The sequence below is a fragment of the Roseateles aquatilis genome (assembly GCF_002205645.1).
GTDB classification, from domain to species: Bacteria; Pseudomonadota; Gammaproteobacteria; order Burkholderiales; family Burkholderiaceae_C; genus Roseateles; species Roseateles aquatilis.
In genome coordinates this window covers 307,043-327,413 of record NZ_NIOF01000001.1, presented here as the reverse complement: position 1 = coordinate 327,413, position 20,371 = coordinate 307,043, and the positions used below count along the sequence as shown (strand labels likewise).

The 20,371-nt window shown below is 70.5% G+C and carries 10 protein-coding genes; 6 read left to right on the top strand and 4 right to left on the bottom strand.

The annotated features are described in order from the left end of the window. The first annotated feature begins 7 nt into the window (after positions 1 to 7). The 4 genes from CDN99_RS01355 to CDN99_RS01340 are packed head-to-tail and all read left to right on the top strand — an operon-like array spanning position 8 to position 11,241. Positions 8 to 1,717 (top strand): ShlB/FhaC/HecB family hemolysin secretion/activation protein, encoded by a 1,710-nt coding sequence (locus tag CDN99_RS01355; protein WP_088382323.1) that lies wholly within the window; start codon positions 8 to 10, stop codon positions 1,715 to 1,717. A 5-nt stretch (positions 1,718 to 1,722) separates the two neighbouring features. Continuing rightward, positions 1,723 to 9,882 carry a beta strand repeat-containing protein gene (locus tag CDN99_RS01350; protein ID WP_141100588.1) on the top strand — a complete coding sequence of 2,720 codons (8,160 nt, stop codon included), beginning with the start codon at positions 1,723 to 1,725 and terminating at the stop codon, positions 9,880 to 9,882. After that, positions 9,879 to 10,580, top strand: coding sequence for a hypothetical protein (locus CDN99_RS01345; protein ID WP_088382321.1), 702 nt, complete (start codon positions 9,879 to 9,881; stop codon positions 10,578 to 10,580). The genes CDN99_RS01350 and CDN99_RS01345 overlap by 4 nt, the downstream gene beginning before the upstream one ends. Positions 10,581 to 10,593: 13 nt before the next feature. After that, entirely contained in the window at positions 10,594 to 11,241 is a 648-nt protein-coding gene (locus CDN99_RS01340) for a hypothetical protein (protein WP_088382320.1), read from the top strand. A gap of 66 nt (positions 11,242 to 11,307) precedes the next feature. Here the strand turns inward: CDN99_RS01340 and CDN99_RS01335 are convergent, their stop codons facing one another. After that, complete coding sequence (locus CDN99_RS01335; RefSeq protein WP_141100587.1) at positions 11,308 to 11,685, bottom strand: hypothetical protein; 378 nt, start codon at positions 11,683 to 11,685, stop codon at positions 11,308 to 11,310. A gap of 296 nt (positions 11,686 to 11,981) precedes the next feature. Between CDN99_RS01335 and CDN99_RS01330 the strand changes: the two genes are divergently transcribed. Both CDN99_RS01330 and CDN99_RS01325 read left to right on the top strand, forming a co-directional pair. Further along, on the top strand, positions 11,982 to 12,749 hold the full coding sequence (locus tag CDN99_RS01330) for an NUDIX hydrolase (RefSeq protein WP_158218724.1): 768 nt from the start codon (positions 11,982 to 11,984) through the stop codon (positions 12,747 to 12,749). A gap of 174 nt (positions 12,750 to 12,923) precedes the next feature. Continuing rightward, positions 12,924 to 14,045: an NAD(P)/FAD-dependent oxidoreductase gene (locus CDN99_RS01325; protein ID WP_088382317.1), complete on the top strand. Its 1,122-nt coding sequence runs from the start codon at positions 12,924 to 12,926 to the stop codon at positions 14,043 to 14,045. Between the two features lie 189 nt (positions 14,046 to 14,234). Here the strand turns inward: CDN99_RS01325 and CDN99_RS01320 are convergent, their stop codons facing one another. The 3 genes from CDN99_RS01320 to CDN99_RS01310 all read right to left on the bottom strand — a co-directional run bounded on the left by CDN99_RS01320 (position 14,235) and on the right by CDN99_RS01310 (position 20,369). After that, the gene (locus CDN99_RS01320) at positions 14,235 to 16,268 is read right to left on the bottom strand and encodes a glycosyl hydrolase family 18 protein (protein ID WP_202820209.1); all 2,034 of its coding nucleotides are present in this window, start codon (positions 16,266 to 16,268) and stop codon (positions 14,235 to 14,237) included. A 47-nt stretch (positions 16,269 to 16,315) separates the two neighbouring features. Further along, on the bottom strand, positions 16,316 to 18,925 hold the full coding sequence (locus CDN99_RS01315; protein WP_088382316.1) for a chitinase C-terminal domain-containing protein: 2,610 nt from the start codon (positions 18,923 to 18,925) through the stop codon (positions 16,316 to 16,318). Between the two features lie 718 nt (positions 18,926 to 19,643). Then, a complete protein-coding gene (locus CDN99_RS01310) occupies positions 19,644 to 20,369 on the bottom strand; it encodes an arginyltransferase (protein WP_088382315.1) in 726 nt (241 codons plus the stop codon). Positions 20,370 to 20,371: the final 2 nt, after the last annotated feature.

Here is a 20,371-nt window from a genome sequence, read left to right as displayed (position 1 = left end):
CCCCACGTTGAACCCCCATCCCGGCTCCCTTTCCGTCCTGGCGCAACGCCTGCTCATCACGGGCGTGTGTCTGCTGCCGGCGCTTGCCGCGGGCCAGCAGGCCCCGCAAGCCCCACAGGTGACGCCGCGCGACCTGCGTCCGGAGACGCCGCCACGGCCCCCCGCCGCCTTGCCAGCGCCCGCGCCGCAGGCAGTGCCCGGCAAGGCCGAGACGCTGTTCGTGGTGGTGGGCGACATCACCCTGGTCGGCGCCTTTCCCGACCTGACCGCGACCACGCAGGCGCTCATCGCGCCGCTGCGCGGCCAGCGCAGGTCGGTCGCTGACCTGTACCGGCTCGCCGACGAGATCGAAAACCAGTACCGCGCCGCCGGCTACGCGCTGGTGCGCGTGGTCGTGCCGCCGCAATCGCTGAAGGATGGCGGCACGCTGACGTTCACGCTGATCGACGGCTTCGTCGAGCGCATCGACCTGGCCGCCGTGCCCGAGCGGGCGCGCCGGCAGGTCCAGGCGACGCTCGCCCCGCTGGTGGGCCAGCGACGCCTGACGAGCGCGGCGCTGGAGCGCGCGCTGACCCTGGCCGGCCGCGGACCGGGCCTGAGCCTGCGCAGCGCGCTGGGCGCGGGCCAGGCCACCGGCGGCACGGTGCTGGTGCTGGAAGGCGAGCATGAGCCGGTGGTGGTCTCGTTGTCCGCCGATGACCGCTCGTCCGCCGCGCTCGGGCCCTGGCAGAGCTCGGTGCAGGTGCGGCTGAACCAGCTCGGGCAACGCGGCGAGCAGCTGTATTTCTATGTCTCCGGCGGGGCCGACGTCGCGCGCATGTTCCAGACCGACGCGCGGCGCCGTGTCGGCGGCGGCGGCGTGATCGTGCCGCTGGGCGACAGCGGCCTCAGCCTCAACCCCGAGTTCACGGTCTCCGACACCAAACCCACGCCGGCCCCCCTGGCGCCGCTGTCGCGCAGCCAGCTGGAGCGATACACGCTGCGGCTGATCTATCCGCTGATCCTGGACCGCCAGCAAGAACTGACCCTCACCGGCACGCTGGACGCGAGCCGGCAGACCGATTCGCTGCCCGACTTCAACTACGTCCTCGACATCGACGCGCTGCGCGTCGCGCGACTGACGGTCGACTGGACCCGGCCGTTGCAGGCGGGCCGGTTGCGCGTGTCGTCCACCTACTCGCAAGGCTTCACCGAACTGGGCGCCCGCACCCCGGTGGAGATCGAGGCGACGGGCATCCCGATGTCGCGCCTGGGCGCCAAGTCCAGCTTCAAGCGCCTGGAGATGACCGCCAGCTTCGACAGCGGCCCACTGCCCTGGGGCCTGCAGGCGCGCGGCGTGGCGCGCGCGCAGTGGGCCCTGGAGGGCGTGATGCCGGGCGCCGAGCTGTTCAGCCTGGACGGCGAGGACGCCTTGTCGACCTTCGTGGCCGGCGCGATCTCGGACGACGGCGGCTGGTCGTTGCGCCAGGAGGTCTCGCGGCCGATGGGGGGGGACATCGGCGGCGCGGCGCTGGGTCTGTCGCCCTATGCCTTCGCGGCGGGTGGGCGCGTGACGACCCGGATCGAAGGCGCCGCCACGCGCGGCCTGGCCGCGTCCTACGGCCTGGGACTGCGCACGCAATGGCGCGGCGCCAGCCTGTCGGTGGAGTACGGACGCCGGCGCATCGCGGGCGTCAATGAAGACCGCGCGTTCTTGAAGGGACAGGTGCAGTTTTGAAGCCCGTGCAAAAGACCCTCTCCCTGGTGCTGGACCTGCCGTTCCGGCTGCGTCGCACCGTCGTCTGGCCGCTGATCGCGGCCACGCTGCCGCTCGTGCCGATGGCGATCCATGCCCAGGCCCTGCCCAGCGGCGGCCAGGTCAGCGCCGGCCAGGCGCAGATCTCGACGCCCGCGCCCAATGCCCTGACGGTGAAGCAGGGCAGCCAGCGCGCCGTCATCCACTGGTCGGGCTTCGGCGTCGGCCAGGGCAATAGCGTCACCTTCGTCCAGCCCAATGCCGGCGCGGCGACGCTGAACGTGGTCGACGGCTCCGCGCCGTCCACGATCGCCGGCAGCCTGAAGGCCAACGGCTCGGTCTACCTGATCAATCGCAACGGCATCGCGATCACGCCGACCGGCCTGGTCGACGTGCGCGCCGGGTTCGTGGCGTCGACGCTGGGCATGAAGGACGAGGACTTCATGGCCGGCCGCGACGTGTTCGCAGGCCCGGGCGGGGCGGTGGTCAACCGTGGGCAGATCCTCGCCGGCCCGGGCGGTCACGTGGCGCTGCTGGGCGGCACGGTGGCCAACGAAGGGCTGATCCGCGCGCCGCTGGGCAAGGTGGCGCTGGGCTCGGCGCAGGTCGCCACGCTGGACCTGTCGGGCGACGGCTTCCTGCAGGTGGTGCTGCCGGCGGACGCCACGACCGCCGATGGCCAGGCGCTGGTGACGCACAGCGGCGTGATCGAGGCCGACGGCGGTACGGTGATGCTGAAGGCGTCCACCGTGCGCGAGGCCCTGCGCGACGCCGTGCACGTGCCCGGCGAGATCCGGGCCCGCGGCGTGTCGGGCCGGGACGGCGCCATCGTGCTGGAAGCGGGCGAGGGCGGTCGGATGCGGGTGTCGGGCACGCTCGACGTATCGGCCGGCGAGGGCGCGAGCCAGGGCGGCCGCATCGACGTGAGCGGCCAGCAGATCGCGCTGGCCGGCGCGACGCTCAGCGCCACCGGCAGTGAACGCGGGGGCCTGGTACGCATCGGCGGCGCCTTCCAGGGCGGCAAGCCGCAGTCGGCGGGCAGTGCCGACGCGCAGGTCTTCGCCCACCGCTTCGGCGCGCTGACGCCGCTGCTCAATGCGCGGACCACCCAGGTCGACGCCGCCAGCCGCATCGACGTGTCCGCCACCGGCGCCGACGGCGTCGGTGGCACGACCATCCTGTGGAGCGACCGCGCCACCACCGCGGCCGGCGCGATCGACGCGCGCGGCGCGAAGTCGGCGGGCGCGGTGGAGGTCTCGTCGGCCACGCAGGTGCAGACGATCGCCTTCGACCGGCTGCTGCTGGGCAAGGGCGGGCGCCTGCTGCTCGACCCGCAGGACATCGTCATCGACGGCGGCACGCCCACCGATCCGGCCGGCAACATCGGCTACGGCAGCAATCCCGGCACCGAGACGCGGCTGCGCTCGGCCGACCTGATCGCGCTGCTGAGCACCGGCACCGACGTCAGCCTGCAGGCCAGCCAGGACATCCGCTGGTCGGCCGGCATCGCGACGGTGACCCAGCCCGGCGCGGCCAAGGCCGGCGACATGAATTTGTCGGCCGGGCGCTCCATCACGCTGACCGGCGTGCTGACCACCGCCGACGGCAACTGGACCCTGGTGGCCAACGACACCGCGGCGCGCGGCGTGATCGATGCCGACCGCGGCGCGGGCGTGGCGGAGCTGGACCTGAGCGGCGCGCAATTCATCAACAACAACGGGCGGCTGTCGCTGACGATGGGCGACGGTGCCGGCAACACCTATCGCGACGCCGGCGCGATCCGCCTGCCGCGCTTCCAGGGCGATGCGCTGACCGCGACGATCTCGCCCACCGCCACGGGGCTGGCCTTCGGTCCGCGGCTGCTGCCGGCGGACGTGTCCGTCACCAACGCCATCACGCTGAGCGGCAACATCCAGGTGGTGAGCCCCGTCACCCTGAGCGGCGGCAGCGTGAACTGGACCAACGAGGCCAGCGCTTCCCTCTTCGGCGAGGGCACGATCAAGTTCGTCGAGGCCGGCGCGCTGACCCGCTTCGGCCTGATGAACGGCAGCGACGCCGCGCGCCTGGCGCTGGGCAGCACGACCGCCGTCACCCACACCTATGGCGACGCCAACCCCAATGCCGCCGGCCTGGGCACGTCGCAACTGCATGTCACGTCGGGCACCGCGGGCGCGGCGCTCGACGCCATCCTGAATCCGGGCTCGATCACGGTGGCCGGCCCGGGCGCCACGGCGTCCGTGGGCAGCGCGACGCTGACGCTGTCCGCCGGCGCGAACCCCTCCTTCGTGCCGGGCCTGATGGGCGGCTACTTCATCGACATGCGGGACGGCACCGCGCCGCTGACGATCACGCCGCGCCATGTCACCGCCACCGTGTCCAACGGCAGCTATGTCTATGGCACGCCCGGCGCGGTGGTCGGCCTGACCAACCTCGTCAACGGCGACGTGCTCACGCCGCTGGCCACGCTCGACGGCACCGGCGGCGTGGCGATGACCGCCAACGGCGGCGGCTTCGGTTTCGGCGCCACGCAGCACGCGGGCAGCTCGGCCTTCACGCTGACCGGCCTGTCCGGCGCGGCGGCCGGCAACTACGTGCTGGACTTCGCCGGCGGCGACAGCGGCACGCTGACGATCGCGCGCAAGCCGCTGTCCTACGTCGTGTATGGCGGCGGTCAAACCTACGGCACGCTGGGCGCGGCACCGGCCATCGATCTGACCGGACTGGTCGGCGGCGACGCGGTGACGGCGGTCGCCGGCTTCAGCCTGGCCGGCACGCCGACGACGCGCGACGCGCGCATGAACGCCGGGAGCTATGTCACCAGCGTGGCCGCGCTGACGGGCGCGGCGGCCGGCAACTACGAGATCGGCACCGTCGGCAACACGAGCGGCGTCTTCACGGTCAGCCCGAAGGCGCTGACCTGGTCGGTCGCGAACGCGGCCGGCACCTACGGCACCTTGACCACGCTGGGCGCCGCCACGCTGGACGGCGTGCTGTCCGGCGACGCGGTCACCGCCGTCGTCGGCCAGTCGTCCGGCGGCCCGCTCACCGCCGCCACCCGCGCCGGTACCTATACCGAGACCGTCACCGGCCTGACCGGCGGCGCAGCGGGCAACTACCAGCTCGCCGGCTCGGGCAACCAGGCCGGGGTGCTGACGATCGCGCCCAAGGCCATCACCTACCTCGGCGGCAACGTCAGCCAGGTCTACGGCACCGCGATGGGCACGCCGACGCTCAGCGGCCTGCTCTTCGGCGACCAGGTGGGCGCCACGCCGCAGGTGACCGTCGAGTACACGACCATCGTCGGCAGCGGCAACGCCTATCCGGTGGGGCAGTACCGCGTCGATGTCGCCGCGCTGACCGGCGCCGACGCCGGCAACTACACCATCAATCGCGCCGACAGCTCGGCCAGCCGCGTCACCGTCACGCCCAAGCCGCTCACCTTCCAGGTGGGCTCGGCCAGCAGCGTCTATGGCGACACCGCCGTGCTGCCCTCGGTCACGCTGTCCGGTGTCGTGCCGGGGGATCTGGTCCTCGCCGTGCCCACGGCGTTCGATGCCGGCGGCGCGCAGAACCACACCTACCGCACCCCGGCCGGCACCTACACCCTCGGCGTGGGCTCGCTGGTCAGCATCGACGCCAGCAATTACACGATCGCGGCCACCGGCAACAGCGCGGGCACGCTGACCGTCGCGCCGCGCCTGGTGAACTGGCAGGTGGGCAGCGGCACGGCCGTCTATGGCAACACGCTGACGAACGTCACCACGCTGTCCAACCTCGTTTTCGGCGACGACGTGCGGCCCACGGTGTCCGCGCTCGACGGCCTGGGCGCGGCGATCTCGCGGCCCGGCGTGGGCAGCCACGCGGCCGGCGTCTCGGCGCTGTCCGGTGTCGATGCGGTCAACTACGTGCTCGCGTCCGGCGGCAACACCGCGGGCACGGTGAGCATCACGCCGCGGCCGGTCACGTTCAGCGTCGCGAACGTCAGCGCGGTCTATGGCACGCAGGCCGTGGCGGGCGCCGCCACGCTGGGCAACGTGCTGGCTGGCGACACGGTGGGCGCGGTGGTGGACGTGCGCTCCGGCGCGGGTTCGGTCACGCTGGGCCCGCGCACCGCCGCCGGCTTCTACACCGAGACCGTCACCGCGCTGACCGGCAATCCGAACTACGTGCTGGCCGGCGGCGGCAACGCGGACGGCGTGCTGGCCATCGCCCGCAAGCCCGTCAGCTTCGACACCAGCGCCGCGAGCACCGTCACGACCTACGGCACGGCGCCGTCGCTGGCCACCGGCAGCCTGAGCGGCGTGCTGGCCGGCGACAGCGTCGCGGCCGGCGCCACGGTGCTGGCGGGCGGTTCGGTGCCGGGCGCGCAGCAGGCGGCGGGGCACTACCTGCTGGCGGTGGGCACCCTGAGCGGCACCGATGCCGCCAACTACGAGGTCACGTCCGCGGGCTCCGTCTTCGGCAGCCTGCGCATCGATCCCAAGCAACTAACCTACACGCTGACGCCGTGGTGGCTGCGCGCGGCGACCGGCGACACGCGCACCTACGGCGAGCTGTACCAGAGCGGCGGCGACTTGCGGTTGACGGCTCGGACCACCCTGAACGGCGTCGTCGGCAACGACGACGTGGGGCTCTCGGTGACCGCGCCCAGCCTGACGACGTCCACCGGCGGCTTCTACAGCGCCGGCACCTACCGCTGGACCGGCGGCACGCTGACCGGCTCGGTCGCGTCCAACTACGTGCTCGCCAGCACCGGCAACACCGATGGCTTGCTGACCATCGCGCAGCGGCCGCTGGACGTGTCGCTGTATGCGCGCAGCATCTTCACCGGCCAGATCGTGCCGCAGGTCAATTACGGCGGCGCCGCGACCCTGCTGCCCACCGCCGTGGTGACGCCGCTGATGACCAGCAGCGGTGGGCGCGAGCAGGTCAACGTCAGCGCGGCCTTCATCACCAGCCAGGGCGCTCAGCCGGGCCTGGACACGCGCGCGCCGGTGGGCACCTATGACATCGGCCTGGTCGGCGGCCTGACCGGCGCGGATGCCGGCAACTACGTGGCGCGGCTGGTCAAGGTGCCGCTGACGGTGGTGCCCAAGCCGGTGACGGTGCAGATCGCCGACAGCGTGCTGAGCTACGGCGAGGGCTTCCCGCCCGCCGTCACCGTCAGCGGTGTGGTGGCCGGCGACACGCTGGCGGCCACCTGGCAGGCCTGGTTCCGCAGCGACAAGATCGACCTCAACGGTCGCACGCCGGTCGGGATCTACGAGGTGCAAGCCACCGGCATCACCGGCAGCGCTGCGAGCAACTACGTGTTGACCGACCGGCCGTCCGACCAGCCCCCGATGCGCGCCGGCAGGGTCACCATCCAGCCGCGGGTGCTGTCGGTGGAGGTGGACCCGCGCGGGCTGAACCTGGTCTACGGCAACTACCTCCCCGGCCTCACCCTGGGCGGCGTGCTGTTCGGCGACGACGTGTCGGTGATCGGTCAGGCCCGCACGACGCTCAACGTGCCGCGCGACCCGAGCCAGAACATCAACGCGGCGGGCACGCTGCTGGACGTGGGCAGCTACTGGTACACCGGCTACCTCACCGGGTCGAAGGCCGGCAACTACGCGCTGCCGCTCAGGGACCCGCTGGTGGCGCCGTTCTTCGGCGGCATCACCGTCAGCCCGCGCCCGCTGAGCGTGGTGTCGCTGCCCACGCGCAACACCGTCTATGGCAGCTACGTGGCGGGGCAGCCGGTGTTCGACAACCTCGTGCCGGGCCAGACGGTGATCCCCGTCTACACGGCGACGAACGACACCACCGGCGCCGTCGCGACCTACACCGAACGCAGCGACGCGGGTCGCTACACCGACCGGGTGACGGCCATCTCCGGACCCGGATCGAGCAACTACGTGTTCGACGTGGCCGGCAGTGTCGGCGGCCAACTGTTGATCGCGCCCAAGCTGCTGACGTTGACGATGCCCTCGGCGACCAACAGCACCTATGGCAACACCGCGAATCTCGGCAAGCTGAGCGGCGTGCTGTTCAACGACGACATCGGCCTGCGCACCGGCGGCACGGCGGAGATGCCGTCGGCGCGGCTGACGCTGGGCGCCGACGGCACGCTGGGTTACACCGGCCGCCTGGACGTCGGCAGCTACGGCTACAGCGTCGCCACCGATGCGCTGGTCGGCACGAAGAGCGGCAACTACCGCGTGGCCGCGCTGGACGGCGGCGCGACGGTGGCCAGCGGTCAACTGGCGGTGGCCCAGCGCGAGCTTCGGTACGCCGTGGACAACGCGTCCGGGCAGTACGGCAACTACAAGGCCTGCGAGCTGGTGCGCTGCTATCCCTGGCAGGTCGGCATCGACTACGGGCAGGTGAACTTCGACAACCTGATGGTGGGCGACCAGGTCGGCGGCAGCGTGGCGATGCTGGACTTCAAGGGAGGCGCCGTCGTACCGCTGGACAGCAGGACGCCGGTGGGCGCCTACCTGCAGGTCGTGACCGGACTGACGGGCGCGTCGGCGAAGAACTACAAGATCGCCGAGACCGGCAGCATCCCCGGCCTGATGACGATCACGCCGGCCTGGATCAGCTACAGCACCAGCAACGCGGTGTTCATCCCTGGCCTGGGGCTGGTCGGCAATCCCGGCGTGCCGACGCTGCGGGGCGCCGACGGCGCGCTGAGCGGTCCCGAGGTGTACGCCGTCGTGACGGCGCGCAACCGGATGACCGGCGCCGAGGTGACGGACTTCTCCCAGCTGCAGGTCGGCACCATCGAGTTCCGCGTGACCGGCCTGTTCGGCAAGGACGCCGGCAACTACCGCGTGCTCAAGGACAGCTTCCTGGGCGCCGGCTATGCGATCAATTCCGTCGGTGCGCTGGAGGTCTTCGCGGACACGCGGCTGGGCATGAACCTGGTCGGCGTGGCCCCCACGCCGACCTTGCCGGTTGCCGTCGCGCCGCCGCCCGTCGCCGCCGCGCCGACCACGGGCGGGAACGGCCTCGACGTCACCGTGCGGCGCGGCGAGGAACCCGGCGCACTGGACTTCGAACGCGTCACGACCGAGACCGGCGCGGAAGCCGGCGTGACCGTGAACCGGACCAATGTCGAACTGACCGGCTCGGCCTCGGGCGCCACCGGCACCAGCGTGAACGTGGGCGGCGTGGACCTGTCGGCGCAGGCCGGCGCGACGGTGGACGCGCTCGCGCGTTTCGGCGTCACCGGCGTGCGCATCGAGGCCGAGGCCAATGCGCATCTGGAAGTGAGCATGGAGTTCGGGCCCGGCCACATCACCTACGGCGCGCAAGCCGAAGCCGGTGCCCTGGTGCGGCTGGATCGCAACGGCGTGGCCGTCACGGCCGACGCGTCGGCCGGCATCTACGCGAACGCGGGATTGGCGGGCGCGCTCGGCGGCGCCGGCACCGGCACCATCGACGTCACCACCGGCACCTTCGCCTATGCCCGCGCGGAGAACCGCTACGGCCTGGTCGACGGCGCGTTGACGCTGACCAGCGAGCAGCAGGTCGGGGTGGGCGCGTCGGTGGGCGGATCGGCGGGCCTGAGCGGCAGCGTCGGCGCCATCGAGGGGGGCGCCACGCTGTACTCGCCGGGCTCGCTCGGCTTCGCGGCCCGCTGGACCGGCGGCATCTCCAACGGCGCGTTGACGGTGGGCCTGGACCTGGGCGCCGCGATCGGCCTCGGCGGCCTGCGCCTGAGCTTCAACTTCACGATCGATCCACACGCCGCGATCGGCGCGCTGGCGGGCGCGATCTTCGGCTCGGTCGATCCGTCGCCGAACCGCCTGGCCGAACGGGCCGCCGAACTCAAGAACGACCCGGTGGCGCGGTTCGCCTTCATGACCGCGAACCCGAAATGGATGGAATCGCCGTATGCGAACGCGGAGGGCAGCGTGACCTTCTACAACAACTACAAGGCCCTGGTGGACCGCACGGCGGCGACCCAGCGCGAGCAGGCGCAAGTGCAGGCGACCTTCCTGGAGATGGTCAAGACCGACCCGCAGGGGGCGGCCGACTATCTGCGCGGCAATGCCTTGCGCCAGTCCCGCACGATGAACGAATTGACGGTCATGGGCTGGGGCGTCGGGGTCCGGATGGCGGCCATCGACGGCGCGCTCAACTTCATCAAGTCGCCATGAAACCTCTGCTGCACACCCTGCTCGCCGGCCTGGCGCTCACTTTCATGAGTTCCGCGATGGCCCAGACGCCGGTTCCCGAGCTGTCCCTGACCGGCCAGCCCACGCGTTGGCTGATCCACAACGAGCCCTACCGCGCGACCGGCTTCGGCCGAGCCGTCTGGGGCCTGTCGCCCGAAGCCGCGCGCGCGTTGATCGCGGCGGAGTACCCGGCCGCGCTGGCCTCGCTGAAGGAGGCGGTGGACCCCGTCGATCGCACCCTGGGCATGGCCTTCGTCGTGCCGGCGCTGCCACCCGCCGGCGGTGCCGCGACGATCAGTTATGTCTTCGGCGCGACCAGCCGCACCCTCGTCGCGGTGCACGTGGCCTGGCGGCTGGAAGGCCAACCGACGGACGAGGAACGGGCCCAGCTGCTGAAGGCGGGATCGGCCCTGGTGGCGGATCTGTCGGGTTGGCAATGGCCGCTGCTGGCGACCACCCGCGGCCTGGTCACCGGCCCGGGCGCGCTGACCTTGTTCACCGGGCGCGATGCGTCCGGCTCCGCGGTCGAGGTGCGGCTGACCGGCATGGCCTTCGACGTCGAGCGCCGCGGCGCCCCGGACCGCCGGCCCGCGCCCGCGGGTCCGGCGAGCCTTCATTATTCGATCGTGGCCAAGATCGACAGCCCCGATGTCTACCGCATCCCGAGCGGCGCCTTCTGACCAGCGACACCCCATGCACAAGACCTTGCGAACCCTTTGCCTCCTCGCCCTGTCCCTGGGCGCCGTGGCCGCCGATGCGCCGGCCGCCAGGGCCGCCCCCGCGCCGTTCCAGATCAAGGGCTTCCGCAGCGCCCATTTCGGCATGACGGCGGACCAGGTGCGGGCCGCCATCCAGCACGACTTCAAGGTCGGGCCCGACGCGGTGCGGGAGTTCGACAACGACGTCGAGAAGACGCGCGTCGTCGTCGTCGCGCTGCCGGCGCTGGAGCCCGGACCTGGGCCGGCCAGCGTGTCCTACATCCTGGGCGCCACGTCGCGCAAGCTGATGCACGTCAACGTGATGTGGTCCTCGCCGGACCAGCCCAGCAACGACGAGCGCGCCAAGATCGCCGCCGCGGGCCTGCAACTGACCCACTACTTTCGCCAGCAGACCTGGAAGCCCGACGGCGTGACGACCGCCGTGCCCAGCGGTCCCAACGGCCTGGTGCTGTTCGCGGGCATCGATCCGAACAACGCCCTCGTCGAGGTGCGCCTGACCGGCGTGGCGATCACCGGGGCCTCCGCGCCCGCGCCGACCGGCCCGGCACGCTTGCGGGTCGCCTATGCGGCGACCATCGGCAAGCAGGACGTGGCGGCGCCGGTGAAGCAGGGGAGCTTCTGAGCGGACCCGTCGGCGCCACTGCCGGCGGGTGTCCTTCTTTCGGTGGGACTCGTCGCGCGATGTATGTCATGCGACGCCGCGCATCCTCGCCACCGCGAAGACCAGTGAGCTCATCAGCGCGACGGTAGTCAGTTGGCCGCCCACGATCCACCGGATCAGCTCTGATTTCATGTGGGCCATTTCGCCTCGCACGCTGGCAATCTCGCCCTTCACATTGGCAATGTCGCCTTTCAGATTGGCGACTTCACCTTTCACGTTGGCGATGTCGCCTTTGAGGCCGACGATCTCGCCTTGCACCGCCGTGATGTCGCTCTTGGTGGCGAAGTGGCGGTGCTTCTCGTCGATGCGTCGATCCAGGGCGTGATCGATGGATTCCGCAGCTTCGTGTGCATCCTCGTCCGTGGCTCCGACTTTGCGGAGCGCCTTGTGCAATGCAAGTTTCATGGGGGTTCCTTTCTGCGGTGACAGGTCTTGCGGGTGGCTCGGTGGCATGGGGGGCAATCTAGGCCAAGGCCAATTCAACGAATAGCCGTGGTCAACTGAACCATGCGATTTATCAATGACTTCCGGCTGTCGTTTGACTACGCGTTTCGAGTGAAAACCAGCGCACGACGATGGCTGCAGGACCCCACCGCGGGGGATTGATCGAGAATCGCGCGATGCTTTCCCTGCTCCCTCCTTCGCTCGTCGCGGCGATCCCGCGTTGCCTGCAACAGGCGCGGCAGCCGCTGCCCAAGGGCTTGCTGCCGCTGCGGCTCGGCGACGTCCCCATCGGGCGGCTGCATCCGATGCGGCAGGCGGTGTTGAAGGACGTGTGGCCGGAGCTCGAATTGCACGACGGCGTGTTGCGATGGGATGCGGCTTCGCTGTCCGTGGACGAGCGTTCCGATCGCATCGGTGAAGTGGCGCGGGCGCTACGGGATCGCGGCGTGATCACCGGCTGGCGCGATGAGCGCTATGCGTGCGAGCGCCCCACGAGCGACCCTTGCGATCAGCGCGGCGACGTCCTGTTCCGCCTGGAGCGGGCCGCGTTCCGCTTCTTCGGTTTGATGAGCCGCGCGGTGCATGTCAACGGGTTCCTGCCGGGCGCACGCCTCGTCTGCGGACGGCGGGCGATGACGAAGGCGACCGATCCGGGCAGGCTGGACAACCTCGCCGCGGGCGGGTTGGCGGCGGACGAGGACCTGGTTGCTTGCGCCCGCCGCGAGTTGAGGGAGGAGGCGGGCGTGCCGATGTCGGTGAGCGCCGCCGTGCAGTCGCGAGGCTCGCTGCGAAGCCTGCGCATGGAGCCCGAAGGACTGCACGACGAGGTGCTGCATGTGTTCAGCCTTCAACTGCCCGCTGGCTTCGTGCCGCGCAATGGGGACGGCGAGGTGAGCGAGTTCCTGACGCTCGACCTGGAAAGCCTCGCCCAGCGGCTGGCCGGTGGCGAGTTCAGCCACGACGCGGCGGCGGTGAGCGCGTTCGGGCTTCAGCATGCGCAGGCGCTCGGCGACCTGCGCGCTTGATCGCTGGATCGCTTGATCGCTGGAACGATCGATCGGTCGATCGGTCGGTCGGTGGCGAGGGCATCGATCGTTGATCGTTGATCACCCGGCCAATCGATCGACCAATCGCCCGTGCGTCGACACGCGACGGGATCTCCGTGGCGAGTCGCAGTGGGGCCTCGGCACAATCGCCGGATGGATCAAGTCGATGCAGTGGTGATCGGGGCGGGCGTCGTCGGCCTCGCGATCGGACGGGCGCTCGCGCGGCGCGGCCTGGAGACGCTGGTGCTGGAGCGCGAGCATGCGATCGGCACCGGCGTCAGCTCGCGCAACAGCGAGGTCATTCACGCCGGGCTCTACTACCCCGCCGGATCGCTGAAGGCGAGCCTGTGCGTGCGCGGCAAGGCGTTGCTCTACGCGCATTGCGAGTCGCACGGCGTCGCGCATCGGCGCTGCGGGAAGCTGGTGGTGGCGACTTCCGCCGACCAGATCGCCGGACTGCGCGCGTTGCAGGCCAAGGCCGCGGCCAACGGCGTGCTGGATCTGCGATGGCTGACGCGCGACGAAGCGCAGGCGCTCGAACCGCAACTGCGCTGCGAGGCGGCATTGCTGTCGCCGTCCACCGGCATCGTCGACAGCCACGGCCTGATGCTGTCGTTGCAGGGGGACCTGGAACGTCACGGCGGCGCGATCGCGTTCGGCGCCGAGGTGACCGCGGTGCGTCGCGATGGCGTGGGACATGTTGTGCAGACCGCGGAGATGGCACTCGGTGCTCGCGTCGTCGTCAACGCGACCGGGCTGAGCGCGCCGCTGCTCGCGGCCAACATCGAGGGCCTGCCGACGCCGCCGGCCGCGCGATTCAGCAAGGGCTGCTACTTTTCGCTGCAGGGGCGGGCGCCGTTCTCCCGGCTGGTCTATCCGCTGCCGCAGGACGCGTGGCTGGGCGTGCATCTGACGCTGGACCTCGGCGGGCAGGCGCGTTTCGGTCCCGACGCCCAATGGCTGGACGAGGTGACGCGGCCCGATCAGATCGACTACGAGGTCGACCCGTCGCGCGCGGACGTCTTCTATGCCGACGTGCGCCGTTACTGGCCCGCGTTGCCCGACGGCGCGCTGCAACCCGCGTACAGCGGCGTGCGTCCGAAGATCCATGCGGCCGATCAGCCCGCGCCGGACTTCCGCATCGACGGTCCGGCGCAGCACGGCGTGCCGGGCCTGCTCAACCTGATGGGCATCGAATCGCCCGGACTGACGAGCGCGCTGGAGATCGCCGAGGAGGCGCTCGCGCGGCTCCCGCAACTGTCATCGCACCAATGAAGGACCACGCGCCGAGGGCGGTCGATCGTTGTTCCGACGCATGAGGACGGCAGCGCGCCAATGAAACGGGCCCCGCGCCGAGGATCGGCGGCGGGGCCCGAGGGCGGGGGGCCGGCCAGGTCGCCCCGGCCCGTCAGGCCGGGCCGGGGGATCCGGTCGATTCCCCTCGGCCGATCGACGTCGGCCGGATTACTTCAGACCGTTGCCCATGGCCTTGGCCAGCGAGCCTTGCGCGTCGTCCCCGGAGAACTCCCAGAAGAACGCGCCGCCGAAGCCCTTGGACTTCACGTAGGTCATCTTCTCGGCGATCGTCGCGGGCGTGTCGAAGCTCCAGAAGGTGCTGCCGTTGAAGATCCACTGCGCGCGGCTCTGGCTGTCGGTGTAGCTGGTGTACCCGGTCAGCGCCTTGAGGACCTTGTAGTCCTCGTTGCCGGCCTCGTACGTGCCCGGCGCGGGCGTGCCGCTCTGGTACAGCCCGTTGTTGACGTTGGGCACGTTGGTCCAACCGCGGCCATAAAAGCCGATGCCCACGTTGAGCTTGGCCGCCGGCACGCCCTTGTCGAGGAAGGCCTGCATCGCTGCGTTGGTGTTGTACGAGCGCACGTCCCCCGTCGACGGATCCGCGGTGGAGCCGTAGAGCGCCGAGTGGAAGCCGGTGATCGTGTCCCATCCGCCGTGGAAGTCGTACGTCATCACGTTGATGAAGTTCAGGTACGGATGGATCTGATCCGGATCGAACTGCCGCACCTTGTCCACGCCCGCCGCCGAGGCGATGGACAGCAGCAGGCCGGGGCGCACCGCGTCGAGCTGCTTGCGGAACTCGGCCAGCAGGGCGGTGAAGTTGGCGCGATCTTCCGGTTGGCCGCAGGCCAGGCCGCAGGCGTTGGGGTACTCCCAGTCGATGTCGATGCCGTCGAAGACACCGGCCGCCGCGCCCGGACCGCCGGCGTTGTCGGTCACCGGCAGGTTGCCCTTGATGTAGGCGTCGACGCAGCTCTGCACGAAGGCCACGCGGTTCTCAGGCCGCGCCGCGCTGGAGAAGCCGCGCGACCAGGTCCAGCCGCCCAGCGAGATCAGCACCTTCAGGTTGGGGTACTTGGCCTTGAGCTTCTTGAGCTGGTTCCAGTTGCCGCGCAGCGGCTGGTCCCAGGTGTCGGCCACGTTGTCGACGCTCTGCGCGGCCGGGAAGGCCTTGCTGTAGTCGGCGAACGCATCGCCGCCGGCCCCGGTGTTGGGGTCGCTGGCCACGGTCAGGCCGACCTCGCAGCGGTTGTTGCGGACGTTGCCGAACGCGTAGTTGATGTGCGTGAGCTGCGCCGCCGACCCGCTGGTGTCGATGTTCTTCACCTGGTAGTTGCGACCGTAGATGCCCCACTGCGCGAAATAGCCCAGCAGCATCTTGCTGCCGCCGGTCTGCGTGTTGGTGCGCACGGTGATGGGCGCGGACGGCTGCGAGCTGCCGGCCTGGTTGAAGGCGGAGACGGTGAAGGTGTAGTTCGTGTCGGCCGACAGGTTGGCCACGCTGGCGTTCGTCGCCGGGCCTTGCGCGACCTGGGCCGTGCCCTGGTTGACGCGGTATTGCACGGTGCAGTTCGGACCGGCCGCGACCGCGTTCCAGGCCAGGTTGATGCTGGTGGCGGTCTTGGACGGGGAGGTCAGGCCGCCCGGCGTCGCGGGCGCCGCGGCGCAGGCGCCGCTGGCGGTGCTGGTCAGCAGCGCGGCGCTGAGCGCCGAGACGTTGCCGGCCTTGTCCTTCGCGCGCACCTGGTAGCTGTACGACGTGGCGGCGGTCAGGCCGGTGTCGGTGTAGGTCGTGGCCGTCGGCGACGCGATCAGCGATCCGCCGCGCAGCACCTCGTAGTTGTTGACGCCGCTGCCGGTGTCGGTCGACGCGGACCAGCTCACCGTGATGCTGCTGGTGGTGATGTTGCTGGAGCTCAGGCCGGACGGCACGCTGGGCGGCGTGACGTCGGTGCCGCCGCCGTCGCACGCGCCCAGGGACTTCCACACGTCCCACTGGCCGGAGTTCGTGGCCGGCGAGTTGTTCTGCGTCCACCACTTGGCCTGGAAGGCCGTGTTGTTCTGCTTCGCCAGCGCGTTGGCGGTGTAGACCGCCGAGGCGCTCCACTCGGGCACGTTGCTGCAGTCGTAGGCGTGGGCGCTGCCCGCCGCCATCGCGGCGGCGAGGGCGGTCCAGCGCAGTCGGGCCAATCGGTTCGTCATGTCGAGTTCCTTGGTTCGGGGTTGGTGGGGGCGGGAGGTCCGGGTCATCACTTGCGCGCGGCCGTGGCGGCCGGGGTCGCCCTGGCCGAAGCGGCGGCGGGCACCGCGCCGCGGCGCGCCTCCTGCGCCAGCGCATAGCTGCGACCGTTCACGGTGACGGTCCAGTTGCTGGGCATGGGCATCGGCAGGTAGTAGTTGATGGTGACGGTCACGCTGGCGCCGGGGGCCAGGCTTTGCCAGGCGGGCAGCTTGAAGCTGGCGCGGTGGAAGTCGTTGCGCAGGCCGCCGACGTTGTTGCCGGCCGGGTTGGAGCCGTTGCCGATCACCGTCAGCCCGAAGCCGCTCTGGTCGCTCACCGTCGACGGGATCGCGGTGGGCACGTCGAACTGGAACTCCGTGCCGCCGGGCAGCGTGATCGTGCTGTTGTTGGTCAGCGTGAGCTTGGGCGTGATCGGGTAGTTGCTGTCGCCCAGCGCGAAGCCGTCCAGCGCGTACGAGATCGCCAGCGTCTCCGCCGGCAGGCTCGCCGACGTCAGCCGGTTGCCGTAGGGCGCCGCCGTCTTCAGCTTGGTGTAGAGCAGGTTCGTCAGCGTGTTGCCGATGAAGTACTCGTTGCGGGCGGTGTCGAAGGCGTAGTCGCCGGCGAGCTCCCAGAACATCACGCCGCCGATGCCGCGATCGGCCACGTACTGCGCCTTCACGCCCAGGGACTGCTCGTCCTCGATGCTCAGGAACACCTTCTTCTGCGCGTTCCACAGCCACGGCGCCACCAGCGTCGCGTCGTAGTTGCGGACGTAGCTGCCCACCAGCTGATCGGCCGGGTTCGTCGCCGGGTTCAGGCCGTAGGCGGCGAGGTAGCTGCCGGGGCGGCCCGAGGCCAGGTTCATCGTGTGCCACAGCGGGTTGGAGCCGGCGGGCACTTCCTTGTCCGACACGTCGAGGTCATGCCAGAGGTTGTCGATGCCGACCGCGCCGGCGCCGCACTTCTGCACCGTGCCGCCGCCGGTGCCGGCGGGGCACTTGCTCTGGTCGGCCTGCGGTGCCTGGCCCCACAGCCCGTTCGTGCCGCCGACGACATCCTTCCAGCCGCGGGTGTAGTACGGCACGCCGATGTTGATGCGGCCGGCCGGCATCGCGCCGCGGAAGTAGTGGTAGGCCCAATCGGTGTTGAGGTAGCCGATGCGGGCGTACTGGGCGCTGGAGTAGTAGTTCCAGGCCGTCAGCTCGGCGTCCTTGCCATCGTCGTAGAGCGCGGCGTTGGGCCCGACGAACTGGTTCCAGGCGCCGTGCAGGTCGTAGCTCATGATGTTCACGTAATCCAGGTACTGGGTGACCTGGAACGCTTCCATCCCGCGCAGCAGATAGCCCGAGGAGGGCGCCGCGATCGTGAGCAGGTAATGGCGCTGGTCGGCCTGGCTGGCGGCGTCGAGCTTGGCGCGCAGCGTGCGCATCAGCACGACGTAGTTCTTCATCAGCGACGCGCGGCGCGCGTTGGAGATCGTGAAGTCGACCGGGTTGCCGGCGTCCTTCATGCTGGTGGGGTACTCGTAGTCGATGTCGACGCCGTCGAAGCCGTACTGGCGCAGGAAGGCCACCGACGAATCCGCGAACGCGTTGATGCCGGCGGTGTTGGCCGACCCGTCCGCGTTGGTGGTCATCGTGTAGAAGCCGCCCGTTTCCGCCCAGCCGCCGACCGAGATCAGCGTCTTGACGTTGGGGTACTGCTTCTTGAACTTGTTCAGCAGGTTGAAGTGGCCCTTGTACGGATACGCGGGGTCCATCTCGGCGCCCGCGACGCCGGGCCAGGTCAGGCCGGTGGCGGGATTGGCCGCGTCGGCGGTGTTGCCCACGGACAGCTTGTTGGCGCTGTCGACGTGCGCGAACGCGTAGTTGATGTGCGTCACCTGCGTCCAGGGGATCTGGTGCGCGAGGTAGGCCGGCTGGCCGGTCTTGCCGGTGCGCCAGCTGGTGAAGTAGCCGATGATGCGGCGCGGCTTGTCGGCGCCCATCTTTTCGCGGCCCTGGTCGTCGTAGACCTTGCAGTAGGCGGGCGCGGTGCCGGCGCTGGTGGTCAGGCCCTCGGGCCGGCAGCGCTCGTCGCCGGTGACCTGGCCCTGCACGGTGATGCGCACCGCGGCGCTGTCGGTGGTGGCGCCCTTGTCGTCGGTGGCGCGGGCGACGATGTCGGCGACGCCGGCGCGCGCCGTCCAGCTGATGGAGAAGGGCGCGGTGGTGTCCTCGGCGACCAGCGCGCCGTTGACGTAGAAACCGACCTTCGCGACGCTGCCGTCGCTGTCGGCGGCGTTGGCCGACAGGGTGACCACGTCACCCGCCGTGGGGCTCGCGCCGGGGGCCGGCGAGCTCAGGGACACCGTGGGCGGCTTGTTCGTGCCACCGCCACCCGTGTCGCAGGCGCCCAGCACCTTCCACACGTCCCACTGCCCGGAGTTGGTCGCGGGCGAGTTGTTCTGGGTCCACCACTTGGCCTGGTAGGCGGTGTTGGTCTGCTTGACGATCGCGTTGCCGCCGTAGGCCGCGGTCGCGGTCCATTCGGCCACGCCGGTGCAGTCGTAGGCCGAGGCGCCGCCGCCGAACACGGCGAGCGCGAACGGCAGCATCAGGGGCCAGGCGGGGTGCGCGCAGGGTCGAAGTCTCATGAATGTCTCCTTGAGTTGTTGTCGTACTTCGTGAGGGGGCGAGCGCCGCGGCGGACACCGGGACGGCGGTTCGCGGGGATGAGCACGGCCGCGCCGCGCGTCTGCCGGAGCAGCGCGGCGGAAACAGTCGGTCTCGGGAAGAAAAGGCGCCGGAGGTGTCAGCCGGCGAAGGGGGCCGGACGCGCGAGCGTCACGCCGGCCATTCGGGTGCTGAGCGGGGCGGGGCGCGGTACGCCGCGGTGAGGGCGGTCCGGGGAAGGGCGCGTGCAGGCATGGAAGTCATTCCTCGCGATCGACGTGCTGTCCGCGGGCTGTGTCGTCCCTGTCGATCGCTGGTCTGCAATCGCTGGTGGGCGCCGCCCGCTGCGGCTAGGAGATCGGTACCGCTGGTGATCTCATAGTGGTATGCAATGTAGATACCACTCGAATCTGTATCACTCAGGTTAACCCTCGGGCATCCAGTAACGTGACGTAATGATGTCGCTGTAACCGTGATCCGGCGTCAGTTGAGGCGAATTGAAGACTTTCCCTGTCCGCTGATGGCAGCAATGCAGGAAGAACCAGTGTGGGACCAATTTTTGCCGGTGGCGGCGTCGCGACAGTGGGCGACCTGGGGATGCCGCTCCTGTGTCGCGGCGTGGCGAGGCCCGGCGGCGGGGCCGCGAAGACACGGGTGGACGTCCGGTCGCGCGGACGCTTGCTTATCGACGGCCGGCGCTCAGCGCGCGACGCGCGACCACTGCCCCTCCCGGAGCAGCTCATGCGGCAGGAAGCGGGCCTTGTAGGCCATCTTGTCGCTCTCGGCGATCCAGTAGCCGAGGTACAGGTGGGGCAGCCCGAGTTCGGTGGTCTGGCGCAGTTGCCACAACACGTTGTAGGTGCCGTAGCTGGCGCCGGCCTCGGGCTCGTAGAAGGTGTACACGGCGGACAGGCCGTCGCTGAGGATGTCCAGGATGGACACCATCTTCAGCGCGCCGCCGGCATCGCGGAACTCCACCAGCCGCGAGTTGACGCGGCTCTGCAGCAGGAACTGCGTGTACTGGTCGACGCTGTCGTGGTCCATGCCCCCGCCGCTGTGCCGGCCGGCCTGGTAGCGCAGGTAGAGCTGGTAATGCTCGTCGCTGTAGCCCAGCCGCATGACGCGCGCCTGCAGGTCCGCGTGCTGCGCCCAGGCGCGGCGCTGGCTGCGGTTGGCGCGGAACTCCGCCGCCGGGATGCGCATCGGCACGCAGGCCCTGCAGCCGTCGCAGTAGGGGCGGTAAGTGAACATGCCGCTGCGCCGGAAGCCGGCGGCGACCAGGCTGGAATAGGCGTCGGCGTGGATCAGGTGGCTGGGCGTGGCGACCTGCGAGCGCGCCTGGCGGTCCGAGAGATAGCTGCAGGGATACGGCGCGGTCGCGTAGAACTGCAGCTCGGCCAGCGGGAGTTCCTTGGGGTGCGTCACGG